Source organism: Mesorhizobium sp. B2-1-1 (assembly GCF_006442975.2).
Taxonomy (GTDB): Bacteria; Pseudomonadota; Alphaproteobacteria; order Rhizobiales; family Rhizobiaceae; genus Mesorhizobium.
In genome coordinates this window covers 1,681,153-1,705,706 of record NZ_CP083954.1, presented here as the reverse complement: position 1 = coordinate 1,705,706, position 24,554 = coordinate 1,681,153, and the positions used below count along the sequence as shown (strand labels likewise).

Below are 24,554 nucleotides of genomic sequence, written 5' to 3'. Positions count from 1 at the left end.
TAAGCGAAGGCACGCGCCCAGCCGTTCAAACCGAATGGCGATCAGTGCGATGCTTCGATTTTAATTCAAACTTTACCATAGCTTCCACCTTTGCTTGCCCCGGCGGCGCGATCGGGGAACCATTTGCTGGCTGGAGGATTTTCGAACCGACACAGGATTTTTGAAATGACACCCCGCGACAAGGGCGAAAAGAAAGATCGGATCGCCGCCGAAATCCGGCGCCAACTAGGCACGGCGGCGGTGAGACGCTTTCTGCATGCGCTGCCGGCCTTTCGCGCCGAGAAAGACATTCCCGACCGCTTCCGGGACCAGCTCGAACGTCTCGACGGCCTGGAAAACAGCATGGCTGGCGGCGCGCGCCATTGATGCATGTGACCGGATGCGATCCGGGTTGGCAGAGTTGCAAGGGTTAGAACAGAACCTGAAGTCGCGGCCTGGATCGAGGATCCCGCGCCCCATCGCGACAATTACGCGCGGTAATTTCTCGTGATTAGCCTTGCGGGAGCCGGGCCCTCCGCCTATGCTTCATGATGAACATGATTTCCCCTGAGACTGCCGCCAATAGTAAGCGCGCCTGGTTGAAGATCCTGGCGCGCTACAAGAAGCCGGACAGGCGGCGCAGCGCCGTCGAACTGGCGATCACCCTGATCCCTTTCGCAGCACTCTGGGCGCTGTCCTCGATCGCCTTTGCCTATGGCCATTGGTGGGGGCTGGTGCTGATCTTGCCGGCGGCGGGCTTCCTGGTGCGGATTTTCATGATCCAGCACGATTGCGGGCACGGATCTTTCTTCGCCAACCGCACCGCCGATGACTGGATAGGCCGCGTCCTGGGCGTGCTTACGCTGACGCCTTATGATTGCTGGCGGAGTGCTCATGCCACCCATCATGCCAGCGCGGGTAATCTCGACGAGCGCGGCGTTGGCGATATCAAGACGTTGACGGTCGCGGAGTACCGGCGGATGTCCTGGAGAGGTCGCCTCGCCTATCGTCTCTATCGCCATCCCCTGGTCATGTTCGGACTGGGGCCGATATGGCTCTTCATCTTCGAGCAAAGGCTGCCGGTCGGGATGATGCGCGGTGGCCTGAAGCCCTGGGTATCCTCGATGGCCACCAACCTCGCCATCGTTCTGGCAGCGTCGATCCTGATATGGTTCGTCGGTATTGGCGCTTTTCTGGTCGTCCACCTGCCGATCGTCATCCTTGCCGGATCCGCCGGCATCTGGCTGTTCTATGTCCAGCACCAGTTCGAGGAGACCGAATGGGCGAAGGACGATGAGTGGGAGTTCCAGCGTGCCGCCTTGCACGGATCCTCCTATTATGACCTGCCGCCGGTGCTGAACTGGTTCACCGGCAACATCGGTGTCCATCATGTCCATCACCTCTCCGCGAAGGTGCCAGGCTACCGCCTGCAGGAAGTGCTGCGCGATTATCCGGAACTGCGCGGCATAGGCCGCATCACCCTTCTTGAGAGCCTGCGCTGCGTCAAGCTGGCGCTGTGGGATGAAAACAGCGGCAAGCTGGTGTCGTTTCGCCAGGCACGGATGGCGGCGTAGCCATCTTCTGCCTGGCTCTGCTGTCCCCGATCCGCCGGCGGCACCTCCTGTCGTCGTGACGGGAGAGGACAGGCGGCCGCAAACCTGTCGCTGGAAGTGTCGTGACGTCAGCCGGCACGCAGCCGACGCCAGGAGTATTTTGGTCCCTTGGGCTTCGGCACGGCGGCAGGCTGGTAGTAGAGTCCCAATCCGCCGGTGCGGCCTTCGTCCAGCCGCTTCAAGAGCACGGGATTGGAGATTTCGAATTCATCGAAACCGAGCCGCAGCATATGCGGCAGTTGGTCGACCAGCACCTGGCCGGTGGCGCGCACGGCACCTTCGAAATGATGTCGGCTGCGCAGCAATTCGCCCTTTGAGAAGGAGCGGCCATCGCTGAACGACGGAAAAGCCAGCGCCACCAGCGACAGTTGGTCGAGCAGGCCAGCAATCCTTTCGAGCTGATCGCCGGGTTGCAGCACGACACCGATCCTTTCCTTGGCCGACCGGCGCACCTCCGGATCGAGATCGAGAAACGCCTGCAGCGGCAGGATGAAGCGGCCATTGCCGGACAGCGCTTCCGCGCCTTCGGCATGAGCCCACTCATCCTCCCGAAAACCCGTCGGGGTCCAGAGGCGGGTCTCCGGTATCGTCGGTTCAGTCATCGAAATTTCCTAAAATTCAAAGAGCTCAAGGGGGTGTGGAGATTCAAGCAGGCCCGAGTCGAAAACGGTAGCTTCCGAGAGCCGGAGCGGAGCGTACTTGTAGTACGTGAGCCCCCGAAGCCGCCGTTTGCAGGCCGGCCTCACCTGAATATCAGCATACCCTATAACGATGCGTCGGTCAGCGACTTCTCCAGTCCCGACAGGTGAATGCCGCACTCGGTCTTGGCATGGCCGGCCCAGCGGCCGCTGCGCGCGTCCTCGCCCGGCTGCACCGGCTGGGTGCACGGGAAGCAGCCGATCGACAGATAGCCATAGGCGACCAGCGGATTTTCCCGCAGTGCATGCGCGCGCATGTAGTCCGCCTGGTCCGACGTCGTCCAGTGCGCCAGCGGATTGATGCGGATACGTGGGCCGACCGCCTCGAACACCGGAAGTGCTGCGCGCGTCGAGGCCTGGAAGCGTTTGCGGCCGGTGAACCAGGCGCGGAAAGGCGCCACGCCCCGTGCCAGCGGCTCGACCTTGCGCACGTCGCAGCAGGCGTCGGTGTTGGTCTGGTGCAGATTGCCGGTCGGATCGATCCGCTCGAGTGCTGCCTCGTCGGGCTTGATCACCTGGATGTTGGTCAACCCGAAATCGGCGACCAGGGCGTCGCGATAGCCGAGCGTCTCCTCGAAATGCTTGCCAGTATCGAGAAAGATGACCGGCAGCGAGCGATCGACTTCGGAAATCATGTGCAGTAGCACGGCCGAATCGGCACCGAAGGAAGACACCGCGGCAATCTCATCGTGAAACAGGTCGCCTGCCGCGCGTTCGATGATGTCGAGCGGATTCAGGTGGCCGTAAAGCGCGTCAAACCCCGCCGCTTTGGCGGCGATGCCGTCATCGGCGTCGACGATAGGGTCAAGCGGCCTTGGCTTCGCCAGCATAGAGCGCCTCCTTGAACGGCGCGGGACCGACACGGCGGTAGGCGTCGATGAATTTCTCTTGTGAGTTGAGCCGAAGGCCGAGATAGGTCTCGACGATCTGCTCGATGGCGTCGGTGATCTCTTCCGACGAGAAGCCGCGGCCGATGATCTCGCCCACCGAAGTGTTCTCGTCGGCCGAACCGCCAAGCGTCACCTGGTACAGCTCGGTGCCTTTCTTTTCGACTCCGAGAATGCCGATATGTCCGACATGGTGATGGCCGCAGGCATTGATGCAGCCGGAGATCTTCAGCTTCAACTCGCCGATCTCGCGCTGCCGCTCCAGCGAGGCGAAGCGACGCGAGATCTCCTGCGCGATCGGGATCGAACGCGCTGTGGCCAGCGCGCAATAGTCGAGGCCCGGGCACGAGATGATGTCCGATATCAGGTTCGAATTGGCGGTCGCCAGGCCGATATCGACCAGCGCGTCATAGACCGCCTTCAGGTCGGCGCGCGCCACATGCGGCAGGATCAGGTTCTGCTCGTGGCTGACGCGCAACTCGTCGTATCCATACTTCTCGGCGATATCGGCAATCGCTTCCATCTGGCTGTCGGTCGCATCGCCCGGCACTTCGCCGATACCCTTCAGCGAGATGGTCACCGCCGCATAGTCGGGGTGGCGATGCGTCACCACGTTCTGGTCGAGCCAATCCGAGAAGCCCTTGGAATCGAGGCGTGCCAGCTTTACAGCCTCGTCGCCGTCCGGCCGCGCGGTCAGCGCTGGTGGCGCGAAATAGGCGTCGATGGCGCGGATGTCTGCTTCCGGCAGCTTCAACTCGGCGTCCTTCAATTGCAGCCATTCCGCCTCGACCTGGCGCGTGATCTCCTCGACGCCGGTCTCGTGGACCAGGATCTTGATGCGCGCCTTGAACTTATTGTCGCGGCGGCCATGCAGGTTGTAAACGCGCAGGATCGCCGTGCAGTAGGACAAAAGGTCGGCTTCCGGCAGGAAATCGCGGATCTTCCTGGCGACCATCGGCGTGCGCCCCTGGCCGCCGCCGACATAGACGGCGAAGCCGAGCTCGCCGGCCGCGTTCTTCTTCAGGTGCAGGCCGATGTCGTGGGTCTGGATGGCGGCGCGGTCGCGCTCCGCGCCGGTTACCGCGATCTTGAACTTGCGCGGCAGGTAGGAAAACTCCGGATGAACAGATGACCACTGGCGCAGGATTTCCGCATAGGGACGCGGATCGGCGACCTCGTCGGCCGCCGCACCCGCGAAATGGTCCGCGGTGACGTTGCGGATACAATTGCCGCTGGTCTGGATGGCGTGCATCTCGACACTTGCCAGATCGGCCAGGATCGCAGGAATGTCGGACAGCGCCGGCCAGTGGAACTGGATGTTCTGGCGCGTGGTGAAATGGCCGTAGCCCTTGTCGTATTTGCGCGCGATGTGGCCGAGCATGCGCAACTGCTTGCTGTTCAGCGTGCCATAGGGCACCGCGATGCGCAGCATATAGGCGTGCAATTGCAGGTAGACGCCGTTCATCAGCCTGAGCGGCCGGAACTGGTCCTCGGTGATCTCGCCGGCGAGCCGGCGCTGGACCTGGTCGCTGAACTCGGCGACGCGGGCCTGGACAAAATCGTGATCGAACTCATCGTAGCGGTACATGCTTCGTCTTTCAGGGCGCGTCCGCCCGTGTTCACTTCTGGTCTGGGCTTACGCCGCCCGGGAGGCCTGCTTGCCAAGATCGTTGCGAATGGTCGGGCCCGCGGCGCGGATCTTCTCGCGCAACCGCACCGGCTCGACAACGCCGTTCACGATTTCGGCATCGATGAGGTTGACGTCGAGGACTTCGTTGTCGGCGTGGGCCTTGGCACCGATCGCTTCCAGGCGATCCTCGGCCGCCTTGTCATGGGCGAGGTCGGCATGGTCCGCCCTCTCGGCCCAGCCGCCGTCTGCGTACCAGACGGCGATGCCGTCGGCGAGCCGGTTGGCGGTCAGTATCTTCATTGCTGAACTCCCTCGGTGGCAGCTATGGGCGCACCTTCATGCCTGTGTGCGGCGAGCGGTTCGGACCGTTCGAAATTGGCGCCGGCGACCGCATCGCCGATGATGGTCATGACCGGACCTGAGAGATCGGCGCGCGCTTCCAACGACGGCAGGTCGGCAAGCGTGCCGTGGAAACGGCGGCGATTGCCGAGGCTGGCATTCTCGACCACGGCTACCGCCGTATCGGGCGAAAGCCCGGCCTCGATCAGCCGGCCGGCAACCTCCGCGGCCACCGAGCGGCCCATATAGACAGCAACGGTGGCACCCGAAATGGCAAGCTTGGCCCAGTCGGGCAGCGAATTGCCCTTGAGATCATGACCGGTGGTGAACACCATCGAGGAGGAAACCCCACGCAGCGTCAGCGGCAATTCGAAATCGGCGGCGGCAGCGAAAGCAGCGGTAACGCCCGGAACCACCTCATAGGCGATGCCGGCATCACGCAGCGCCGCCATCTCCTCGCCGGCCCGGCCGAACACCAGGGGATCGCCCGACTTCAGCCGCACCACACGCTTGCCTTCGCGGCCAAGCTCGACCAGCAGCGCATTGATCTCGGCCTGGCTCTTGGTGTGACAGCCCTTGCGTTTGCCGACCGCCAGCCGCTCGGCGTCGCGTCGGCCCATGGCGACGACAGCCTCCGGCACCAGCGCGTCGTGGACGATGACATCGGCCTCCATCAGCAGGCGATGCGCACGCAGCGTCAAAAGATCCTCGGCACCGGGGCCCGCGCCAACCAGGGCGATATGGCCTGAAGCGGATGCAGCCGAACGCAGAAGATCGGCGGCTGCGTCATGCGCCTGCGAAAGCTTGCCAGCTTCGACGGCGCGCGCCGGCGCACCGCCGAAGAACTCGCTCCAGAACCGGCGGCGCGAATTGCCCCTGGGCAGGCTTTCAGCGGCGGCCCGGAAGGACGCGGCGAGAGCCGCCAACCTGCCCAACGAGGGCGACAGCATGCGGTCGATGCGGGCACGCAGCATCTGCGCCAGCACCGGCCCAGCGCCTTCCGTGCCGATGGCGATCGCGACCGGTGCGCGATTGACCAGCGCCGGGGTGAAAAAATCGCAAAGCTCCGGCCGGTCCACCGCATTGACGGGGATGCCGAGCCGGCGCGCATCCTGGACAACGCGCCGGTCGAGCGCCTCATCGCCGCTGGCAGCGAACACCATCACCGAGCCTTCCAGCCGGCTCGCCTCATAGGCCGCGATGTGGGTGGCGCCGCTCTGCGCGATGAAGCCGAGCATGTCCGGTGAGGCGCTCTCCGCGACGATGCGTAGCGTAGCGCTGGACTGCCCAAGCAATCGTGCCTTGGCCAACGCTTCGTCGCCGCCGCCGACGATCGTTACGGCTTCGTCCTCGACCCGTACGAAGACGGGGAAGGCATTGAGCTTGGGGGCGGGCTGCGGCATGGATACGAACGGAATCCTGATCTGGTCTTCACTTCTACGCGTGGGCGCGAAAAAGCTGAAGAAACCCACTCGCGCATCACCTTCCGGGATGCAATCGCTTTTTCTAAAGGGCCGCAGCCAAGAGAAAAATATTCCACCTTGTTGCGGAGACCGGCATCAAGCCGCTGTCGCGGGCCTTGATTTCTCCTCTTTTTGGGCCGAACGCGCTTTATGACAAAACCGTTTTTTCTAAATTCTACTAATTTAGTAGATTAAAGCTGCCTGGCGGTCGTGCGCGCGCCTCCACCTCGACGGAGCGCCCGTATGACCTGGCTTTTTGGCTGGAACATTACCGGATCGAGGCGCGTTCCTTCCGCATGCGCAATTCAAAATCATACCTGGCCGCGGCGTGAAGCCAAGCGTGGCGGCAGCGAAGGAAGGAGCCCGGCGTCATGAGCGCGATCAAGTTGAAGCACGGCATCTGGATCATGGTGGCCGACGGAGAAAAAGCGCTCTTCCTCAGAAATGCAGGTGACACCAAATTTCCGAACCTCGAAGTGGTGCAGGAAATGAGGCAGGACAACCCGCCAACGCGCGAGCAAGGCAGCGACAGTCCCGGTCGCTACAATGACGGCCCCTCGGTTCATCGCAGCGCGGTTGAGGAGACGGATTGGCATCGGATCGGCAAGGAGCGCTTTGCCGACGAACTCGCCGAACGGCTCTACAAGCTGGCTCATCGAGGCTCTTTTGACGAAATCATCCTCATCGCGCCGCCGCTCGTGCTCGGCGCGATGCGCAAGATCCTGCACAAGGAAGTCAGCGACAAGGTCAGCGCGGAAATTCCCAAGACGCTGACCAACCACGCGGTATTCGAGATCGAGGCCCTGTTGCGGGCAGCTTGATCGTTGGCGATCGAGCGCCGCCGTTGCGGCGCATGATTTCGGCTGACCTCGAATTCCGGCTTGCTTGCCCACCGGCGAGGTATTTGTCGCTTCACCGGCAATTCCCGGTTTAGCGGGGTTGCGTGGCCGACACCCAATCCACCATATTGCAAACAGGCGGCGGCTTCGGGCGGCGCATATCCTGCATCGCTGGCTTGAAAGGCGCTCCATAGACAATGCCGCATGACACTCCCCTTATCGCCACCATCGTAGCCGGTCTGGGGCTCGCTTTCGTCTTCGGCGCTCTCGCCAACCGCTTCCGCATTCCGCCGCTGGTCGGCTATCTCGTGGCCGGCGTGCTGGTTGGGCCGAACACGCCCGGTTTCGTCGCTGACGCCGGCCTTGCCAATGAGCTCGCCGAAATCGGCGTCATCCTGTTGATGTTCGGCGTCGGCCTGCATTTTTCGCTGAAGGATCTCCTGTCGGTCCGCGCCATCGCCGTGCCCGGCGCCATCGTCCAGATCGGCTTTGCCACGGCACTCGGCGCGGGGCTTTCCTGGATGCTCGGCTGGTCGGCTGGAGCAGGACTGGTCTTCGGCCTGGCGCTGTCGGTGGCCTCGACCGTGGTGCTGCTGCGCGCCCTGCAGGAGCGCCGCCTGATCGAGACCGAGCGCGGCCGCATTGCCGTCGGCTGGCTGATCGTCGAGGACCTGGCCATGGTGCTGGCCCTGGTGCTTTTGCCGGCGCTTGCCGGCGTGCTTGGCGGCCAGGAGCAGGCGGATGCCCATGCGAGCGGCCTGCTGTCGCTGCCCGCGAGCTACGGCATCTGGGGCGTCGTCGGCATCACGCTGGCCAAGGTCGCCGCCTTCGTCATCGTCATGCTGGTGGTAGGCCGCCGCGTCATTCCCTGGATCCTGCACTATGTCGCCCATACCGGCTCGCGCGAGCTGTTTCGGCTTTCGGTGCTGGCGATAGCGCTTGGCGTCGCCTTCGGCGCGGCCAAGCTGTTCGGCGTCTCGCTGGCACTGGGCGCTTTCTTCGCCGGCATGATCATGAGCGAGTCCGAACTCAGCCACCGCGCCGCGGAGGAATCGCTGCCGCTGCGCGATGCCTTCTCGGTGCTGTTCTTCGTCTCGGTCGGTATGCTGTTCGACCCGTTCAGCCTGTTCAGCAACGGCTTGCCGATTCTGGCAACGCTCGCCATCATCGTCGTCGGCAAGTCGCTGGCGGCCTTCCTCATCGTCGTCGCCTTCGGTTATCCCCTGGCGACGGCGCTGATGATTTCGGCGAGCCTTGCCCAGATCGGCGAGTTCTCCTTCATCCTGGCCGAACTCGGCGTCGGGCTGAAACTGCTGCCCGAACAGGGGCGCGATCTCATCCTGGCGGGCGCCATCCTTTCGATCGTGCTCAACCCGGTGATGTTTCTGGTCATCGACTGGATGAAGCCATGGCTCGAGGCCCGCGCCGCCAGGACGGCGCCGCCTGTGGAGCCCAAACCGGTCGGCCCGGCGACGGAGCCCGGCCAGGTGGCTTCCGTCGCCTCGGCGGCGAAGCAGGAAGATGGGCCGCCGCCAAGAACAGCCCTTAGCGGCCACGCGATCCTGATCGGCTACGGCCGTGTCGGCAGTCTCGTCGGCGCTGCGTTGAAGGAAGCCGCCCTGCCCTTCCTGGTGGTCGAGGATGCCGACAAGACACTGGTGAAGCTCAGGGCCGAGGGCATCGAGACCGTGGCCGGCAACGCCGCCAATGCCGAAGTGTTTGCAGCCGCCAACCCCGAAGGCGCGAAACGGCTGATCCTGGCCATCCCCAATGCCTTCGAGGCCGGTCAGATCGTGCTGCGTGCGCGCGCCGGCAATCCCGCCATCAACGTCGTCGCCCGCGCCCATTCCGATGCCGAGGTCGAGCATCTCAAGGGGCTCGGCGCCGATACGGTGATCATGGGCGAACGCGAGATCGCGCGCGGTATCGTGGAAGAGGTGCTTGGTCACAAGCCGCGGGCGGCTGAACCGTCCGCCGCCTGAGCCGATCCTGCACGGACCTAATCCGTGCTTAGCGAGAACGCGGCCGATTGTGGAGGGCTGGACCTCGAACAGGTGGGGCGGCCTTGGACGCCCCCGCTGACATCGGTCACTCCTGCCATTTGTCTTCGTATCGCGCTCAACCGAGTTCTTGGGCGAGTCCGATGAGCAACCCCTCAGGCCCACGGATGTAGCAGAGCCGGTACACGTCTTTATACTGGACTACTTCGCCTACGAGCTGCGCGCCGCGCGTGCGGAGCCTTTCAAGCGTCTCGTCGATGTCATCCACGGTGAACATGACGCGGAGGTAGCCTAGGGCGTTGACCGGGGCGTTCCGGTGATCTGCGACGACAGGCGGCCTGAGGAACCGGGAGAGCTCGAGCCGGCTATGGCCGTCCGGTGTGCGCATCATGGCAATCTCGACATGCTGATCGCCCAGTCCGGTGACACGTCCGGCCCATTCTCCTTCGATCGTGGCCCGTCCTTCGAGCTCGAGGCCGAGTTCGCGAAAGAAATCAACCGCCTCTCCGAGGTCTTCGACGACGATTCCTACGTTGTCCATTCGCTTGAGCGCCATGTTTCCAATCTCCAAGGTGTCGTTCGAATCTACAAGGCGTCGCCTGGTCCAACAATGTATGCTCGAGGTGCTCCGCCTGGAGCCAGGTTGATCACGCCACGAAGGCAGAGCCGCCATTTTGCGCGACGCTGCCGAGGTATTTTGCCGGGGGCTTGCCAAGCGCCTTCTTGAACATGGTGATGAAGGCGGTGACGGAATCATAGCCGAGATCGCCGGAGACCTGCTGCACGCTCGCACCGGAGGCCAGTTCTCGAATTGCGACGATCAGATGCAACTGCTGGCGCCAGCGTCCGAAGCTTAGGCCAGTCTCCTTCACGACGAGACGGGCGAGACTGCTCTCGCTGAGCGCAACCCGGCTGGCCCATTGCGACAATGTGCTGCGGTCGGCGGGATCCTGCGCCAACGCTTCGGCGATCCGCCTCAATCGCGGCTCGGATGAGATCGGCAGATGCAGCCGCTGGACAGGCATGCGCGGCAGCTCGGCAAGCAGCGTCATGATCAAAAGCGCATCCCTCGCCTCATCATCCCCCACGCCATCGGACAGTTCGATGATCAGTTCGCGCAGCAGCGGCGAGACCGAAAGGGTGCAGCACCGGTCCGGCAATTCGGCGGCTCCCGGCTCGATGTAGACGAAGAAGATCCGGGCGTTGGCGGTCGCGATATTGCTGTGCTCCATGTCGCCGGGAATCCACACCCCGCAATGCGGCGGCACCATCCACAGGCCGCTCGGGACGCGGCATGTGACGCCACCGCCGAGCGCGAAGACGAGTTGGCCTTTGCGATGCCGATGGGAGGGGACTTCGGCCCTGGTTTCGGTAACGTCGACGCGCACGGCGATTGCCGGTGCGAGGACGTCATCCACATTGAAATCGAGCCATGGGTAACGAAGAGGTTGTCTCATGATTGACGGCTTTTAGCGATTAAACGCCACGATAGCTAAATTCTTCAAGCTGGGAAGTCGATAGGTTCCAGCTTGCCCATGCACCCGGTTGATCAGGATGCCACCGCGCTTTGCATCCACAAACCAGCAGGAAGGTACGTCTCATGCTCGCCCTAGTCATGTCTTCCGACAGCCCCGCCGGACTGACGCTTGCCGAGGTCGAGGACCCACGGCCTCTCGCAAACGAGGCGCTTGTCTCGGTCCACACAACCTCGTTGAATCGCGGCGAATTGCGCCTGCTCACCATACGCCCGGACGGCTGGATACCCGGCCAGGACCTCGTCGGGATCGTCGAACGGCCAGCGGCCGACGGCTCCGGGCCAGCCGTGGGCGCCCGGGTCGCGGCTCTGGTCGACCAGGCGGGCTGGGCCGAACGCGTCGCGGTTTCGACTGACCGCCTCGCCGTCCTGCCGGATGACGTCAGCTTCGTTTCCGCGGCCACGCTTCCGGTCGCGGGCACCACCGCGCTCAGGACTTTGCGCCATGGCGGCGACCTTGCCGGCCAACGGGTCCTGATCACCGGCGCAAGTGGAGCGGTCGGCCGTTTCCAGATCCAGATCGCGCGCGAACAGGGCGCGAGCGTGACCGCGGTCGCGGCCTCCCGGCATGGCGAGGATCTCCGCCGCCTGGGTGCCGGGCAAGTCGTCGAGGCGATCGAACTGGCTGAGGGGCCGTTCTCGCTGATCACCGAATCGGTCGGCGGCCAAAGCCTTGCCCACGCGATCGAACGCGTCGCGCCCGGCGGGACGATCGTCATGTTCGGCTCAAGCAGTGGCGAACTCACGCCAATTGGCTTCCGCCAGTTCGTTCCGGGTCACGAGGGGGCGAGGCTTCAGACTTTCGCCTACTACACGTCTGGCGCGGGCATTGGCTCGGACATCGCCTCGCTGCTCGCTCTCGTTGCGGCCGGCCGGCTGGAAACCCGCGTCGCCCTGACCATGCCATGGACCGACATCGCCCAAGCCCTGGATGCGCTGCGACAGCGCAGCTTCAGCGGCAAGGCTGTTCTCACCATGACCGGATGAACGATCCCTAGCCTGAGGTCAGCCCATCACACGTGCTGGCCGCCATTGATGTGGATTTCCGAGCCGGTCACATAAGACGCCTGCCCGGAGCACAGGAAGAAGATGATGTCGGCGACCTCGGCCGTGGTACCCAGCCGCCTGAGCGGAATGGTCTCGACGATCTTGTCCGTGCCCGGCGACAGGATCGCCGTGTCGATTTCGCCCGGCGCAATGGCGTTGACGCGGATCCCGTGCGGCCCGAAATCATGCGCCATCTCGCGCGTCAGCGAGCCGAGCGCCGCCTTCGATGTCGCATAGGCGGTGCCGGCGAAGGGATGCACCCGGGTGCCGGCGATCGAGGTGACGTTGACGATCGACCCTTTCGCCGATGCCAATTCCTTGAACAGCCCGCGCGCCAGCATGATCGGCGCGAAGAAATTGACCTGGAACACGTCGCGCCAGACATGCATCGGCGTGTCGATGGAGTTCATGCGGCTGTTGCCGTCCTTGAGCTTTGGCGAAATGCCGGCATTGTTGACCAGCGCGTGCAGCTGGCCGCCATGCGCCTCGAGCCGGTGGCGGATTTCGGAGACGGCGATGCCGACATCCTCCTGGTCGGCGAGATCGACCTTGATGTGGTCCTCGGGCCCGGCCGGCCACGGGCAATCCTCGGCAAATGCCTGGCGCGAGCAGGTGATGACGCGCCAGCCCTCGCGCGAGAAACGCTTGACCGTGGCATGGCCGATGCCACGGCTGGCGCCGGTCAGCACAATGGTCTTCCTGGTGTCGATCTCTGCCATGTCGGGAGGTGTAGCCGAACGGTGTGGCGCTGGCGAGAGGCGAGTTGCCGCTAGCCTCCGCCGAGAATGTCGAGGATCGAGGTCTGCCGCTTCTTGAGCGGACCGCCGACACTGCCCGGCGGCACCGGATGTCCGACCGACGCGGTGGTTCCGGAATCGCCCGGCATATCGAAACCGTCGGCGTCGACGGTCTGGGCCGGGCGGGGCGCGCGAACCGGCGCTGGCTGCGCCGCGACGGCAGCGGGCGCCGACTGGCCGACAGGCGCTTGCGGCTTCGGAGCCGGCTGCGTCGCATCGGCCGACGGGATTTCGTCCGGCACGATCCTATCGGCCGGCGTCGACTTCCAGGTACCAGGCAGCGGCCGCACGGGCACGCCCTCATGCGCGGCGACCATGAACTCGTGCCAGGCCTGCGCAGGCAGCGCGCCGCCGGTGACCTTCTTCATCGGGCTGCCGTCGTCATTGCCGAACCATACGCCGGTGGTGAGATTGGCGGTGTAGCCCACGAACCAGGCGTCGCGCGAATTCTGGCTGGTGCCGGTCTTGCCGGCCGACGGCCAGGTGAAGGCCGCCTTCCTGGCCGTGCCGATCTCCACCGTCCCGGTCATCATCGAGTTCATCATGCCGACGATCTCGGGCTTCACCACGCGCGGCGCGCTGCCGCTGCCGGCGTCGTACAGCACCTTGCCCTCGGCTGATGTCACGCGGCGGATGAAATGGATGTCCGGCTTGTAGCCGCCATTGGCGAAAGGCACATAGGCCGAGGTCAGCTCCAGCGGCGTCACTTCCGACGTGCCGAGCGCGATCGAGGTGTTGGCCTGCAAATCGGACTGGATGCCCATGCGATGCGCCGCCTCGACCACTGCGTCCGGCCCCACTTCCATGGTCAGCTGGGCCGCCACCGAGTTCAGCGACTTCGCCAAGGCGGTTGCCAGCGTCACCTTCCCGAAATACTTGCCGCCGTAATTGTCGGGTGTCCATTTGCCGATCTTGATCGGCGCATCGTTGCGCACGCTGTCGGGCGTGCGGCCGGCCTCGAGGGCGGCCATGTAGACGAACGGCTTGAACGCCGAACCGGGCTGCCGGCGCGCTTCCGAGGCGCGGTCGAACTGGCTGGTCGAATAATCGTAGCCGCCGACCATGGCACGCACCGCGCCCGAATCGTCGATCGACACCAGCGCGCCCTGGGTGACGTTGAGCTTCTTGCCGCTTTCGTCGATCAGCCGGCGGATCGATTGTTCCGCGAGCTTCTGCAGGTTCAGGTCGACGGTGGAATCGATGACGATGTCGCCGCGCACGTCGCCGATCAGATCGGGCAGTTCTTCCATGATGGTATCGGCGACGTAGTTTTCCGAGCCTGTCCAGTAGGACGGCGCGCGCGTTGCCGGCGCGCTCATCGCCGTGGTCAGCTCCTTGGCGCTGATCTTGCCCTCGTCGCGCATGGCGGCGAGCACCAGCTGCGCGCGGTCCTCGGCGGCCTTGGGATCGCGCGCCGGCGACAGTCGCGACGGCGCCTTCAGGAGACCGGCAAGCAGCGCCGCCTCCGACAAGGTGACATCGCGCGCGCTCTTGCCGAAATAACGGCGCGAGGCCGCTTCGACGCCATAGGCGCCCGAGCCGAAATAGACCCGGTTGAGGTACATTTCGAGGATCTGGTCCTTGGTGTGCTTGTGCTCCAGCCACAGCGCCAGCAGCACCTCCTGCACCTTGCGCTCCAGCGTCCGGTCTGGCGTCAGGAACAGGTTCTTGGCCAGTTGCTGCGTCAGCGTCGAACCGCCTTGCGAGAAATGCCCGCCGGCGAGATTGGCGACCATGGCGCGCGACAGGCCGATCGGGTCGACGCCGAAATGCGAATAGAAGCGGCGGTCCTCGATGGCGATGACCGCCTCGGGGATGTAGGGCGACATTTCGTGCAGGCCGACCGCCTCGCCGCCGCTCATGCCGCGATTGGCGAGCAGTTGGCCGTCGGCGGAGACGATCTTGATATTGGGCGCGCGATCGGGGATCGACCAGGTCGTGGCCGCCGGCATCTTGGCGCCGTAGTAGACGACGACTCCGGCCACCGCGATGCCGCCCCAGATGGCCAGCACGAAGCACCAGTAGACCAGCCGGCCGAGCACGCCGAACAGGCCGCGCCGGCTTCGGTCGCGCCTGGCACGCGACGATTTTGCCTTCGGCGGTTTGCGTTTGGCGGAGGCTTTGCGGTTGCTGGGCACGACGCGATCCTCCTCGCTCACCGAAAGACCGGTCTGGGATCTCGCTTGTGGCGGTCCCTCGAAACTGGGTTCGATGCGGCTGTCTCTGCGGTTCGCCATGCGCTGCGCTTGATATCCCGATGCCTATGGCGTTCGGGTTGCAGAGTAGATGCGGCGGTTTAAAGGCGGGTTAAATCCGGCAGGCAGCGATAGTCAGGCGTGGGGAGCAATGCGGAGCCGGCAAGCCCGGGCTCCGTTCAGTTCTGCTGGATCGAGATGCCCTTGTCGTCGATCTTGAGCTCCACGCCTTTCGGCTTGGTCTGTTCGCGGTAGACGTAGACGCCGAGCGCGATGACCACGACGACGAGCGCGCCAATGACGAGATAGAGCGTATTCTGTTTCATGGCGCGCTCCTCGGTGCCCGGCCTCAGGCTCGCTTCAGGACCCTGACCAGGATCAGCAGGATGATGGCGCCGATCGTGGCGTGGATGATCGAGGCGAGGATGCCGCCGCCGATGGACAAGCCGATCCGCGGGAACAGCCAGCCCGCGATGAACGCGCCGATGATGCCAACGATGATGTTGCCGATCAGGCCGAAGCCGAAACCGGAGACGATGAGACCGGCGAGCCAGCCGGCGATGGCACCGATGATGATGAAGACGAGCAGGCTTTCGACGCCCATGGCGATTTCCCTCCGAGCAAGAGGCGAGCGCGGAGCGGAAAGCCCCGAATCGGCCTCGATATCAACGGCTTCAGGCTATGCGAAAGCCGCCGCCCTCGCCAGCGGCCTGCTCATTGGTCGCCGTCGTCGCTCGCGGCGGGCCGCCAGCTCGTCGGCTCGACCTTCTTCTGCGTATCGCTGTCGATGTAGACCCACCAGCCGCCGTCCCGGTATTGCGCGATGGATTCGTTGAGCACGCCGTCGCCGTCCTTCCAGGTCACGGTGACCTTGGAACCGTCGGTGGGCGCGGTCGATATGGGCTTCCTGTCCGTCATGTCATCCCTCTTTTCGAGCCGACGGAACACGACGGCCGGCATCTGGTCCCGGACGGAACATCGGCGGCAGCGCCGCGACGCCGTCAGCTATGAGCGAAAATATCCTCTTCGTCCCAGCCCATGAGGTCAAGCTTGGCGCGTGTCGGCAGGAAGCGGAAACAGGCGTCGGCCTCTTTCGTGCGATCCTCGCGCGCCAGCCGCGCCGCCAGCACGTCGCGCAGCCGGTGCAGATAGAGCACGTCGGATGCGGCGTATTCGAGTTGTTCGGGCGACAGCGTTTCGGCCGCCCAGTCCGACGATTGCTGCGCCTTGGACAGGCCGACGCCCAGAAGCTCGAAGCAGATGTCTTTGAGCCCATGCCGGTCGGTGTAGGTGCGGGTCAGCCGTGAGGCGATCTTGGTGCAGAATACCGGCTCGGGCATCACACCGAACGCATGGTAGAGCACGGCAAGGTCGAAGCGCCCATAGTGGAACAGCTTGGTCACGCTGTGGTTTCCCAAGAGCTTGACGAGGTTCGGCGCTTCCCTTTGGCCCGGCGCGATCTGGATGACGTCGGCGCTGCCGTCGCCGGGTGAAATCTGCACCACGCACAACCGGTCGCGATGCGGGTTCAGTCCCAGCGTTTCCGTATCGATGGCAACCGCCCCGACATTGTAGCGGGACAGGTCGGGCAGATCGTTTTTGTGGAAACGGATATCGCTCATCGTCTTCTCCGGGGTCGCGCTTTCGGCATCGCGCATCCATCGAGCGGACGCGCGCGCTCCAGCACGTTGCGCTGGCAACCCGTCCTTGCCGTGATCGGTGGAAAAATCAACATAAACTTGATTTTCCCGCCTTTCGTGAGTTCCCGGCTCAGCGCGTCAGCGCGTCCAGAATGCGTGCCCAGGAGCGCTGGCCCTTGTGGAACGAACTCAACTCATACTTTTCGTTGGGCGAGTGGATGCGGTCGTCGTCGAGGCCGAAACCGACCAGCAGCGATTCCATGCCGAGATAGGTCTGGAAATCGCCGACCACGGGGATCGAGCCGCCGCTGCCGATCGTCACCGCCGGCTTCGGCCATTCGTCCGACAGCGCCGTCTTGGCCTTGGCCAGGAACGGCGAGTCGTAGGAAAGCTGGATCGCCGGCGAGCCACCATGCGGGTGGAACTCCACCGAACAGTCGGCCGGAATGCGCTCCTTGACGAATTGCTGGAAGGCGGCGCGGATCTTCTTGGGATCCTGCTTGTGGACGAGGCGGAAAGATACTTTCGCCGAGGCCTGCGCCGCGATCACCGTCTTGAAGCCCTTGCCGGTGTAGCCGCCGGTGATGCCGTTGAACTCGGCCGTCGGCCGTGCCCAGGTGAGTTCCAGCAGCGAACGGCCCTTTTCGCCCGACGGGATCGAAAGGCCGACAGGGCCAAGGAACGTCTCGGCCGTTTCGCCCAGCGTTTCCCATGATTTCAGGATCTGCGACGGCGTTTCCTCGACGCCGTCATAGAAGCCCGGGATGGTGATATGGCCGTCCTTGTCGTGAATGTCGGCCAGCACCTTGGCCAGGATGCGGATCGGGTTGGCGGCGGCGCCGCCATAGAGGCCCGAATGCAGGTCGCGGTCGGCGGCCTTCACGGTGATCTCCTCGCCGACCAGCCCGCGCAGCCCCACGCAGATCGACGGCGTGTCGCGGTCCCACATGCTGGTATCGCAGACCAGCGCGAAATCAGCCTTGAGTTCATCGGCATTGGCTTCGAGGAAGGGCTTCAGCGACGGCGAGCCTGACTCCTCCTCGCCCTCGAACAGGATGGTGATGCGGCACGGCAGATTGCCATGCACCTGCTTCCAGGCCCGGCAAGCCTCGACGAAGGTCATCAACTGACCCTTGTCGTCGGCCGAGCCGCGCCCGGTGATCACCTTGTGGCCGGGCTCGATCTCCTTGACCGCCGGCGCGAACGGGTCGTTTTCCCAAAGCTCGATCGGATCGACCGGCTGTACGTCATAGTGGCCATAGAACAGCACATGCGGTGAACCGGCCGGCCCATCATGATGCGCAACCACCATCGGGTGGCCGGGCGTGTCGCGGACGCTGGCGTCGAAGCCGATCACCTTGAGTTCTTCCACCAGCCATTCAGCCGCCTTGCGGCAATCGGCGGCATAGGCCGGATCGGTGGAGATTGACCTGATCCGGAGCAGACCGAAGAGGCGCTCCAGGCTGTGGTCGAGATTCTTGTCGAGACGGTCGAGAACGGGGGAAATTGACATTGGCGAGCCTTTCGATTCAGTGCCGGAACCGTAAAGGCAGAGCGGGCAAACGAAAAGCCCGGGACCATTGGACCACGGGCTCAAGCGCGTATTCGAAACAAAAAAGACCGCCGTGGTGGAGGGGGAACCACGGCGGCCCTTCTACTCGAAACGATGCGGCAGCCCGGAGAGGGGGGATAGGCTGCCGCAGGTGTCCGGGATAGGCGGGGGACGGGCCTTGCTCCGGACGTCGGCGAAAATTGCCGATGGCATTTATCTGTGTCCTCGAACGTGGCGATTCAAGGGCACGAATATTACACTTTTGTAACATGGCCGTGAGCTGCCGTTCGACAGGCGGGACCAAGCCCTCCCGCGGGCGAAAATAATGCCGATTTCAGCTCTTTCCAACCAACCCGTCGCCTGCCTGTCAGGGTGTTGCTGGAAGCGGTGCCTTTGGCATGGACCAAGCCGCCGCGCCGCGCTATCCCTGCCGGCATGAAAAAAGGCGATCATCTCTTTCTTGTCGACGGCTCCGGCTACATCTTCCGTGCCTATCATGCGCTGCCGCCGCTGACCCGCAAGTCCGACGGCCTGCCGGTCGGCGCCGTGTCCGGCTTCTGCAACATGCTTTGGAAGCTGATGCAGGATGCCCGCAACACCGATGTCGGCATCGTGCCGACGCATTTCGCGGTCATTTTCGACTATTCGTCGAAAACCTTCCGCAACGATCTCTATCCCGAATACAAGGCCAACCGTTCGGCGCCGCCGGAAGACCTGATCCCGCAATTCGGCCTCATCCGCCAGGCGACCAGGGCGTTCAACCTGCCCTGTCTCGAGATGGAAGGGTTCGAGGCCGACGACCTCATCGCGACCTATTGCCGGCTGGCCTGTGAGGCCGGCGGCGACACCACCATCATCTCCTCCGACAAGGACCTGATGCAGTTGGTCGGCCCGACGGTGAGCATGTACGATCCGATGAAGGATCGCCAGATCGGCATTCCCGAGGTCATCGAGAAATGGGGCGTGCCGCCGGAGAAGATGATCGACCTGCAGGCATTGACCGGCGATTCCGTCGACAATGTTCCCGGCGTGCCGGGCATCGGACCGAAGACCGCGGCGCAATTGCTCGAACAGTTCGGCGACCTAGACGGACTGCTTGAGCGCGCCGGCGAGATCAAGCAGGAGAAACGACGCGAATCCATCATCGCCAATGCCGACAAGGCGCGCATCTCGCGCCAGCTGGTGACGTTGAAGAACGATGTGCCGGTGGCCGAGGGGCTGGACGAATTCGTCCTGCACGCGCCGGACGGGCCGAAGCTGATCGGCTTCCTCAAGACCATGGAATTCTCTTCGCTGACCCGCCGCGTGGCGGAAACGACGGGAACCGAGGCAAGCGACGTCCAGGCGATCGCTGTGACGGTCGAACGCGCCGACTCCGCGCATGGGCCGGATGTCGGCGCCGGCGCGCTGGTCGCGCCCAGCGCCGAGGCGAAGCAGGACGGCGAGACGGCCCTGGAAGCAGGCGGCGGCACGAAGGAGGGCAACACCCCTTCGCTTCTGTCGGCGCTTCGCCTGGAGGCCGCCACCGCCCGCAAGATCGACATTTCGGCCTATCAGTGCATCCGCGACGTCGCCAGCCTGAAGGCCTGGGTCGCCGAGGCGCTGGAGACCGGCATCGTCGCCTTCGATACCCGCGCGACGTCGCCCGATCCGATGCAGGCCGAACTGATCGGCTTGTCGCTGGCGACGGCGCCAGGTCGCGCCGCCTATGTGCCGTTCGCCCACAGGAGCGGAAATGGCGACCTGCTCGGCGGTGGTCCGATCGACAACCAGATCCCGCTGCGCGAGGCGCTGGCCGTGCTGAAACCGCTGCTCGAGGACAAGTCTGTCCTCAAGATCGCGCAGAACCTGAAATACGATCTCGTCATCATGAGCCGCTACGGTATCGACGTCGGCCCTTTCGACGACACCATGCTGATCTCCTACGTGCTCGATGCCGGCACCTCGCATGGCCACGGCATGGACGCGCTTGCCGAGAAATGGCTGGGCCACAGTCCGCTTCAGCTCAAGGACGTGACCGGCTCCGGAAAAAATTCGGTCGGCTTCGACCAGGTCGATGTCGACAAGGCGACCGCCCACGCGGCCGAGGACGCCGATGTGACGCTCAGGCTCTGGCTGGTGCTGAAGCCGCGGCTCGCCGCCAAGGGCCTGGTGTCGGTCTATGAGCGGCTGGAACGGCCGCTGGTGCCGGTGCTGGCGCGCATGGAACAGCGCGGCATCTCGGTCGACCGGCAGATCCTGTCGCGGCTGTCGGGCGAACTGGCCCAGGGCGCAGCCCGGCTCGAGGAAGAAATCTACCAGCTCGTCGGCGAGCGCATCAACATCGGCTCGCCCAAGCAGCTCGGCGATATCCTGTTCGGCCGCATGGGTCTGCCCGGCGGCTCCAAGACCAAGACCGGCCAATGGTCGACCTCGGCGCAGCTTCTGGAAGACCTCGCCGCCGAAGGCCACGAACTGCCGCGCAAGATCGTCGACTGGCGCCAGCTGACCAAGCTGAAATCGACTTACACCGATGCGCTGCCCGGCTTCGTCAACCCGGACACCAAGCGCGTCCACACCTCTTACGCGCTCGCCGCGACGACGACGGGGCGGCTGTCATCCTCCGACCCGAACCTGCAGAACATCCCGGTGCGCACCGCCGAAGGCCGCAGGATCAGAACGGCCTTCATCGCCGACAAGGGCAACCGCCTGGTTTCGGCCGACTACAGCCAGATCGAATTGCGCGTGCTCGCCCATGTCGCCGAGATCCCGCAATTGCGGCAGGCCTTCGCCGACGGCGCCGACATCCACGCCATCACGGCCTCGGAAATGTTCAACGTGCCCGTGGAGGGCATGCCTTCGGAAGTGCGCCGCCGCGCCAAGGCGATAAATTTCGGCATCATCTACGGCATCTCGGCTTTCGGCCTTGCCAACCAGCTGTCGATTCCGCGCGAGGAGGCCAGCAACTACATCAAGAAATATTTCGAGCGCTTCCCCGGCATCCGCGACTATATCGAAGAGACCAAGGCCTATGCCCGCGAGCACGGTTTCGTCGAAACCATCTTCGGCCGCCGCATCCACTACCCCGAGATCCGGTCCTCCAATCCCTCGATCCGCGCCTTCAACGAGCGCGCCTCGATCAACGCGCGCCTGCAAGGCACCGCCGCCGACATCATCCGCCGCGCCATGGTGCGCATGGACGAGGCGCTGGAGAAGGCCAGGCTTTCGGCCCGCATGCTCTTACAGGTGCATGACGAGCTGATCTTCGAGACGATCGAGGCGGAAGTGGAGGCGACGATCCCCGTCGTGCGCCATGTCATGGAGAATGCGGCCATGCCGGCGGTGTCCATGTCGGTGCCGCTGCATGTGGACGCTCGAGCGGCGAACAACTGGGACGAGGCGCACTAGCGCCGGGCCGGCATCACCTGAATATCAACACACCTTAGACTAGGCAGCTTGTGCCCGGCACTTGGCACAGGTCCCGCGGAACTCGATCACCGCCTTCTTGGCGGCAAAGCCGGTGGAGCGCACCCATTCGTCCAGCCGGTGACCGACATCATGGTCGGACATTTCGCTCACCTGGCCACATGTGTCGCAGATGGCGAAGGCGGTCATGGAATGGCTGTGATCGTGCGGCTCGACGCAGGCGACGAAGGAATTGAGGCTTTCCAGCCGATGCACGAAGCCGGACTTCACCAGCGTGTCGAGCGCGCGGTAGACCTGCAGCGGCGCGCGGAAACCCCGCTCGCGCAGTTGGTCAAGCAAGGTGTAGGCGCTGAGCGGCCCGCTGGCGGCCTCGAGTTTCTCGAGCACGCACAGCTGGTTCTTCGTCAGCACATCCCTTGCCGCCATGATCCTGTTTCCGACCTGCCTTGTGTCACATACAAGCCGTTTCCACATGCAAACGGCCCGTCCCATTCAGATAGCGACGAACCGCTGTCTTTGCTACTCCTCTATTGAAACGCGCTGGCGCGGCATTCCGCGAACGACAACGACGGGAGGGGCTCCCGCCGTCGTTGTCTACCGGCTTCCATGCCTACTTCCTCGGCGGGCCGTTGCGCTCGGCCGAGGCTGCCCACAGATTGATGTCGGACTCGCGCGCGTAATTGTCGATCTCGGCAAGCTCGGCGTCGCTGAAGTCGGGCGCCTTCAGCGCGCCGACGCAGTCCTCCACCTGCTCCGGCCGGCTGGCGCCGATCAGCGCCGATGTCACCTTGCGTTTGCGCAGAACCCACGCCAGCGCCATCTGCGCCAACGTCTGGCCACGGCGGCCCGCGATCGCGTTCAATGCCTGTATATTGGCGATGGTCTTGTCGTTGATGAAGGCCGGCCGCAGCGACTTGCCCTGGGAGGCACGGCTGCCCTCGGGGATGCCGCCGAGATATTTGTCGGTCAGCATGCCCTGTGCCAGCGGCGAGAACACGATGGAGCCGACGCCCAGCCCATCAAGCGTATCGAGCAGGCCATCGTCCTCGACCCAGCGGTTCAGCATCGAATAACTCGGCTGATGGATTACGCAAGGCGTGCCGAGCCGCTTCAGTATATCGGCCGCCTCGCGCGTGCGCTGCGAATTGTAGGACGAGATGCCGACATAGAGCGCCTTGCCCGCGCGCACCGCATGGTCGAGCGCGCCCATCGTTTCCTCCAGCGGCGTATCCGGATCGAAGCGGTGCGAATAGAAGATGTCGACATAGTCGAGCCCCATCCGCTTCAGGCTCTGGTCGAGGCTGGCCAGCAAATATTTGCGTCCGCCCCATTGGCCGTAGGGGCCCGCCCACATCTCGTAGCCGGCCTTGGTCGAGATGATGAGTTCGTCGCGGTAGGCGGCAAAGTCGGTGCGCAATATCTCGCCGAAAGCAATCTCGGCCGAGCCGGGCGGCGGCCCGTAATTGTTGGCGAGGTCGAAATGCGTGATGCCGAGGTCGAAGGCCTTGCGCACGATCGCCTGCTTGGTCGTGTGCGGCGTGTCGTTGCCGAAATTGTGCCACAGCCCCAGCGAGATCGCCGGCAGCTTCAGGCCGGACCGCCCGCAGCGGTTATAGACCATTTTTTCGTAGCGGTTTTCGGCGGCGACATAGGGCATGGGGAAATCCTCGAAGCTGGATGGACTGGGCACTGTCATCGCGAACGCGACGCGCAGGCCCTGCGCCCCAACCCTTACCCTCTCCCCGCGAAAACGGGGAGAGGGTTCATCAAAATTATCGATAATCCGCGATCTAGCTCTTCTTCGCCATCAGCGCCTTGGCTTCCTTGATGCCGAGCGCGGCTGGACGTTCGCAGGTGGTCTGCATGGCGACGAACTTGCCGGTTTCGCCCGAGCGCAGGATTCCCGTCATGACGTCGACGGCGTGCAGCGCCAGCTCCATCGAGCAGCGGTGCGGCCTGCCCTCGGAGATCGCAATCGCCATGTCGGCGAGGCCGGCGGTGCGATAATTGGCCATCATGCCCTGCGAATGCATCTCGTTGGGTACGCCGAACGGATGCTGCCATTTCGGCAGCTTCTTGACCGGCTTGGCCGCTTCGGTGAAGCGCACGTCGCCGCCGAAGAAGTTCGGATCCGGCACGAACACGCTCCCCATCTCGCCATAGAGCTCCATCGGCGCATGGCCGTGGCTCCAGACGTCCCAGCTGGTGTTGAGCGTGATCACGGCTCCGTTCTCGAACTCCAGCAGGCCGTGGATGGTGGTCGGCGTGTTGACCGGGATCCTTTCGCCCGCGCGCGGCTTCGAACTGATCGTGCGTTCCTTGGCCGGGGTTGTGGCGAAGGCCGCCACCTGCTTCACCGGTCCGATCAGCTGGATCAGATTGGTGATGTAATACGGCCCGATGTCGAGCACGGGGCCGGCGCCCGGCTGGAAGAAGAAGTCCGGATTGGGGTGCCAGTGCTCCATGCCGTGCCCCATGACATGGCAAGTGCCGCTGGTGATCCTGCCGAGCTTGCCGGTATCGATCAGGTTGCGCACCAACTGATGCGCGCCGCCGAAGAAGGTGTCGGGTGCCGAGCCGATGCGAAGTCCCTTCTTCTCCGCCCGCTTCTTCAAGTCGAGCCCCTCCTTGACCGAAAGCACGAAGGGCTTTTCCGAATAGACATGCTTGCCCGCGTCGAGCACCTGTTTCGACACTTCGTAGTGCACGGCCGGAATGGTCAGGTTGACGATGATGTCGATGTCGTCGGCCTTGAGCAGGTCCTCGACCGTCTCGGCGCGCAGCTTGAACTCCTTCGCCCGCGCTTTCGCGGCGTCCATGTTGATATCGGCGCAAGCCCGCATCTTGATGCCGCGAAACAGCGGCGCCAGCGAGAAATATGCCTTCGAGATGTTGCCGCAGCCGATGACGCCGACGCCAAGTTTGTTTGCCATGAT

23 protein-coding genes are annotated in these 24,554 nt (G+C 64.1%); 6 read left to right on the top strand and 17 right to left on the bottom strand.

From position 1 onward, the window contains the following. Positions 1-165: 165 nt before the first annotated feature. Complete coding sequence (locus FJ972_RS08295) at positions 166-366, top strand: hypothetical protein (protein WP_140500234.1); 201 nt, start codon at positions 166-168, stop codon at positions 364-366. Positions 367-530: 164 nt separating this feature from the next. After that, positions 531-1,553 carry a fatty acid desaturase gene (locus tag FJ972_RS08290; protein WP_140500460.1) on the top strand — a complete coding sequence of 341 codons (1,023 nt, stop codon included), beginning with the start codon at positions 531-533 and terminating at the stop codon, positions 1,551-1,553. A gap of 107 nt (positions 1,554-1,660) precedes the next feature. Here FJ972_RS08290 and FJ972_RS08285 read toward each other — a convergent pair whose 3' ends face one another. The 5 genes from FJ972_RS08285 to cysG form a co-directional block, all read right to left on the bottom strand. After that, complete coding sequence (locus tag FJ972_RS08285) at positions 1,661-2,194, bottom strand: DUF934 domain-containing protein (RefSeq protein ID WP_140500236.1); 534 nt, start codon at positions 2,192-2,194, stop codon at positions 1,661-1,663. Between the two features lie 161 nt (positions 2,195-2,355). Next, positions 2,356-3,120, bottom strand: coding sequence for a phosphoadenylyl-sulfate reductase (locus tag FJ972_RS08280; protein ID WP_140500238.1), 765 nt, complete (start codon positions 3,118-3,120; stop codon positions 2,356-2,358). Then, positions 3,095-4,765 (bottom strand): nitrite/sulfite reductase, encoded by a 1,671-nt coding sequence (locus FJ972_RS08275; protein ID WP_140522530.1) that lies wholly within the window; start codon positions 4,763-4,765, stop codon positions 3,095-3,097. The genes FJ972_RS08280 and FJ972_RS08275 overlap by 26 nt, the downstream gene beginning before the upstream one ends. Positions 4,766-4,813: 48 nt before the next feature. Then, positions 4,814-5,107, bottom strand: coding sequence for a DUF2849 domain-containing protein (locus tag FJ972_RS08270; RefSeq protein ID WP_140500242.1), 294 nt, complete (start codon positions 5,105-5,107; stop codon positions 4,814-4,816). Next, positions 5,104-6,549, bottom strand: coding sequence for a siroheme synthase CysG (gene cysG, locus FJ972_RS08265; RefSeq protein ID WP_140522532.1), 1,446 nt, complete (start codon positions 6,547-6,549; stop codon positions 5,104-5,106). The genes FJ972_RS08270 and cysG overlap by 4 nt, the downstream gene beginning before the upstream one ends. A 431-nt stretch (positions 6,550-6,980) precedes the next feature. Between cysG and FJ972_RS08260 the strand changes: the two genes are divergently transcribed. Continuing rightward, entirely contained in the window at positions 6,981-7,430 is a 450-nt protein-coding gene (locus FJ972_RS08260) for a host attachment protein (RefSeq protein WP_140513765.1), read from the top strand. Positions 7,431-7,645: 215 nt separating this feature from the next. After that, on the top strand, positions 7,646-9,430 hold the full coding sequence (locus FJ972_RS08255) for a cation:proton antiporter (RefSeq protein ID WP_140522534.1): 1,785 nt from the start codon (positions 7,646-7,648) through the stop codon (positions 9,428-9,430). A gap of 136 nt (positions 9,431-9,566) precedes the next feature. Here the strand turns inward: FJ972_RS08255 and FJ972_RS08250 are convergent, their stop codons facing one another. Further along, the gene (locus FJ972_RS08250) at positions 9,567-10,004 is read right to left on the bottom strand and encodes a VOC family protein (protein WP_140500250.1); all 438 of its coding nucleotides are present in this window, start codon (positions 10,002-10,004) and stop codon (positions 9,567-9,569) included. A 91-nt stretch (positions 10,005-10,095) separates the two neighbouring features. Further along, positions 10,096-10,905: an AraC family transcriptional regulator gene (locus FJ972_RS08245; RefSeq protein WP_140522536.1), complete on the bottom strand. Its 810-nt coding sequence runs from the start codon at positions 10,903-10,905 to the stop codon at positions 10,096-10,098. A gap of 143 nt (positions 10,906-11,048) precedes the next feature. On the opposite strand from FJ972_RS08245, the gene FJ972_RS08240 reads away from it, so the two are divergent. Continuing rightward, entirely contained in the window at positions 11,049-11,969 is a 921-nt protein-coding gene (locus FJ972_RS08240; RefSeq protein ID WP_140522538.1) for a zinc-binding dehydrogenase, read from the top strand. Positions 11,970-11,995: 26 nt separating this feature from the next. On the opposite strand, the gene FJ972_RS08235 is transcribed toward FJ972_RS08240, so the two are convergent. The 7 genes from FJ972_RS08235 to FJ972_RS08205 all read right to left on the bottom strand — a co-directional run bounded on the left by FJ972_RS08235 (position 11,996) and on the right by FJ972_RS08205 (position 18,174). Then, a complete protein-coding gene (locus tag FJ972_RS08235) occupies positions 11,996-12,748 on the bottom strand; it encodes an SDR family NAD(P)-dependent oxidoreductase (RefSeq protein WP_140500256.1) in 753 nt (250 codons plus the stop codon). Between the two features lie 50 nt (positions 12,749-12,798). Then, positions 12,799-15,063 (bottom strand): transglycosylase domain-containing protein, encoded by a 2,265-nt coding sequence (locus FJ972_RS08230; protein ID WP_140522540.1) that lies wholly within the window; start codon positions 15,061-15,063, stop codon positions 12,799-12,801. A gap of 137 nt (positions 15,064-15,200) precedes the next feature. Then, entirely contained in the window at positions 15,201-15,347 is a 147-nt protein-coding gene (locus FJ972_RS08225) for a hypothetical protein (protein WP_140500260.1), read from the bottom strand. 23 nt (positions 15,348-15,370) lie between these two features. After that, positions 15,371-15,625, bottom strand: coding sequence for a GlsB/YeaQ/YmgE family stress response membrane protein (locus FJ972_RS08220; protein ID WP_140500262.1), 255 nt, complete (start codon positions 15,623-15,625; stop codon positions 15,371-15,373). Positions 15,626-15,735: 110 nt separating this feature from the next. Then, positions 15,736-15,939: a hypothetical protein gene (locus FJ972_RS08215; RefSeq protein ID WP_140522542.1), complete on the bottom strand. Its 204-nt coding sequence runs from the start codon at positions 15,937-15,939 to the stop codon at positions 15,736-15,738. An 83-nt stretch (positions 15,940-16,022) separates the two neighbouring features. Continuing rightward, positions 16,023-16,643, bottom strand: coding sequence for a ribonuclease D (locus tag FJ972_RS08210; protein WP_140522544.1), 621 nt, complete (start codon positions 16,641-16,643; stop codon positions 16,023-16,025). Positions 16,644-16,791: 148 nt separating this feature from the next. After that, a complete protein-coding gene (locus FJ972_RS08205) occupies positions 16,792-18,174 on the bottom strand; it encodes a M20/M25/M40 family metallo-hydrolase (protein ID WP_140522546.1) in 1,383 nt (460 codons plus the stop codon). 474 nt (positions 18,175-18,648) lie between these two features. Here FJ972_RS08205 and polA point away from each other — a divergent pair, with 474 nt between their 5' ends. Beyond that, a complete protein-coding gene (gene polA, locus FJ972_RS08200) occupies positions 18,649-21,600 on the top strand; it encodes a DNA polymerase I (RefSeq protein WP_181173433.1) in 2,952 nt (983 codons plus the stop codon). A gap of 39 nt (positions 21,601-21,639) precedes the next feature. Here the strand turns inward: polA and FJ972_RS08195 are convergent, their stop codons facing one another. The 3 genes from FJ972_RS08195 to FJ972_RS08185 form a co-directional block, all read right to left on the bottom strand. Next, complete coding sequence (locus FJ972_RS08195; RefSeq protein ID WP_140500273.1) at positions 21,640-22,044, bottom strand: Fur family transcriptional regulator; 405 nt, start codon at positions 22,042-22,044, stop codon at positions 21,640-21,642. Between the two features lie 184 nt (positions 22,045-22,228). After that, the gene (gene mgrA / locus FJ972_RS08190) at positions 22,229-23,275 is read right to left on the bottom strand and encodes an L-glyceraldehyde 3-phosphate reductase (RefSeq protein WP_140522550.1); all 1,047 of its coding nucleotides are present in this window, start codon (positions 23,273-23,275) and stop codon (positions 22,229-22,231) included. A 133-nt stretch (positions 23,276-23,408) separates the two neighbouring features. Then, positions 23,409-24,551 carry a Gfo/Idh/MocA family protein gene (locus FJ972_RS08185; RefSeq protein ID WP_140500277.1) on the bottom strand — a complete coding sequence of 381 codons (1,143 nt, stop codon included), beginning with the start codon at positions 24,549-24,551 and terminating at the stop codon, positions 23,409-23,411. Between the last annotated feature and the right edge of the window lie 3 nt (positions 24,552-24,554).

Bases quoted from the DNA above. Each gene is read 5' to 3' on its own strand.
- FJ972_RS08295 (WP_140500234.1), top strand. From the start codon at position 166: ATGACACCCCGCGACAAGGGCGAAAAGAAAGATCGGATCGCCGCCGAA.
- FJ972_RS08290 (WP_140500460.1), top strand. From the start codon at position 531: ATGAACATGATTTCCCCTGAGACTGCCGCCAATAGTAAGCGCGCCTGG.
- FJ972_RS08285 (WP_140500236.1), bottom strand. From the start codon at position 2,194: ATGACTGAACCGACGATACCGGAGACCCGCCTCTGGACCCCGACGGGT.
- FJ972_RS08280 (WP_140500238.1), bottom strand. From the start codon at position 3,120: ATGCTGGCGAAGCCAAGGCCGCTTGACCCTATCGTCGACGCCGATGAC.
- FJ972_RS08275 (WP_140522530.1), bottom strand. From the start codon at position 4,765: ATGTACCGCTACGATGAGTTCGATCACGATTTTGTCCAGGCCCGCGTC.
- FJ972_RS08270 (WP_140500242.1), bottom strand. From the start codon at position 5,107: ATGAAGATACTGACCGCCAACCGGCTCGCCGACGGCATCGCCGTCTGG.
- cysG (WP_140522532.1), bottom strand. From the start codon at position 6,549: ATGCCGCAGCCCGCCCCCAAGCTCAATGCCTTCCCCGTCTTCGTACGG.
- FJ972_RS08260 (WP_140513765.1), top strand. From the start codon at position 6,981: ATGAGCGCGATCAAGTTGAAGCACGGCATCTGGATCATGGTGGCCGAC.
- FJ972_RS08255 (WP_140522534.1), top strand. From the start codon at position 7,646: ATGCCGCATGACACTCCCCTTATCGCCACCATCGTAGCCGGTCTGGGG.
- FJ972_RS08250 (WP_140500250.1), bottom strand. From the start codon at position 10,004: ATGGCGCTCAAGCGAATGGACAACGTAGGAATCGTCGTCGAAGACCTC.
- FJ972_RS08245 (WP_140522536.1), bottom strand. From the start codon at position 10,905: ATGAGACAACCTCTTCGTTACCCATGGCTCGATTTCAATGTGGATGAC.
- FJ972_RS08240 (WP_140522538.1), top strand. From the start codon at position 11,049: ATGCTCGCCCTAGTCATGTCTTCCGACAGCCCCGCCGGACTGACGCTT.
- FJ972_RS08235 (WP_140500256.1), bottom strand. From the start codon at position 12,748: ATGGCAGAGATCGACACCAGGAAGACCATTGTGCTGACCGGCGCCAGC.
- FJ972_RS08230 (WP_140522540.1), bottom strand. From the start codon at position 15,063: ATGGCGAACCGCAGAGACAGCCGCATCGAACCCAGTTTCGAGGGACCG.
- FJ972_RS08225 (WP_140500260.1), bottom strand. From the start codon at position 15,347: ATGAAACAGAATACGCTCTATCTCGTCATTGGCGCGCTCGTCGTCGTG.
- FJ972_RS08220 (WP_140500262.1), bottom strand. From the start codon at position 15,625: ATGGGCGTCGAAAGCCTGCTCGTCTTCATCATCATCGGTGCCATCGCC.
- FJ972_RS08215 (WP_140522542.1), bottom strand. From the start codon at position 15,939: ATGACGGACAGGAAGCCCATATCGACCGCGCCCACCGACGGTTCCAAG.
- FJ972_RS08210 (WP_140522544.1), bottom strand. From the start codon at position 16,643: ATGAGCGATATCCGTTTCCACAAAAACGATCTGCCCGACCTGTCCCGC.
- FJ972_RS08205 (WP_140522546.1), bottom strand. From the start codon at position 18,174: ATGTCAATTTCCCCCGTTCTCGACCGTCTCGACAAGAATCTCGACCAC.
- polA (WP_181173433.1), top strand. From the start codon at position 18,649: ATGAAAAAAGGCGATCATCTCTTTCTTGTCGACGGCTCCGGCTACATC.
- FJ972_RS08195 (WP_140500273.1), bottom strand. From the start codon at position 22,044: ATGGCGGCAAGGGATGTGCTGACGAAGAACCAGCTGTGCGTGCTCGAG.
- mgrA (WP_140522550.1), bottom strand. From the start codon at position 23,275: ATGCCCTATGTCGCCGCCGAAAACCGCTACGAAAAAATGGTCTATAAC.
- FJ972_RS08185 (WP_140500277.1), bottom strand. From the start codon at position 24,551: ATGGCAAACAAACTTGGCGTCGGCGTCATCGGCTGCGGCAACATCTCG.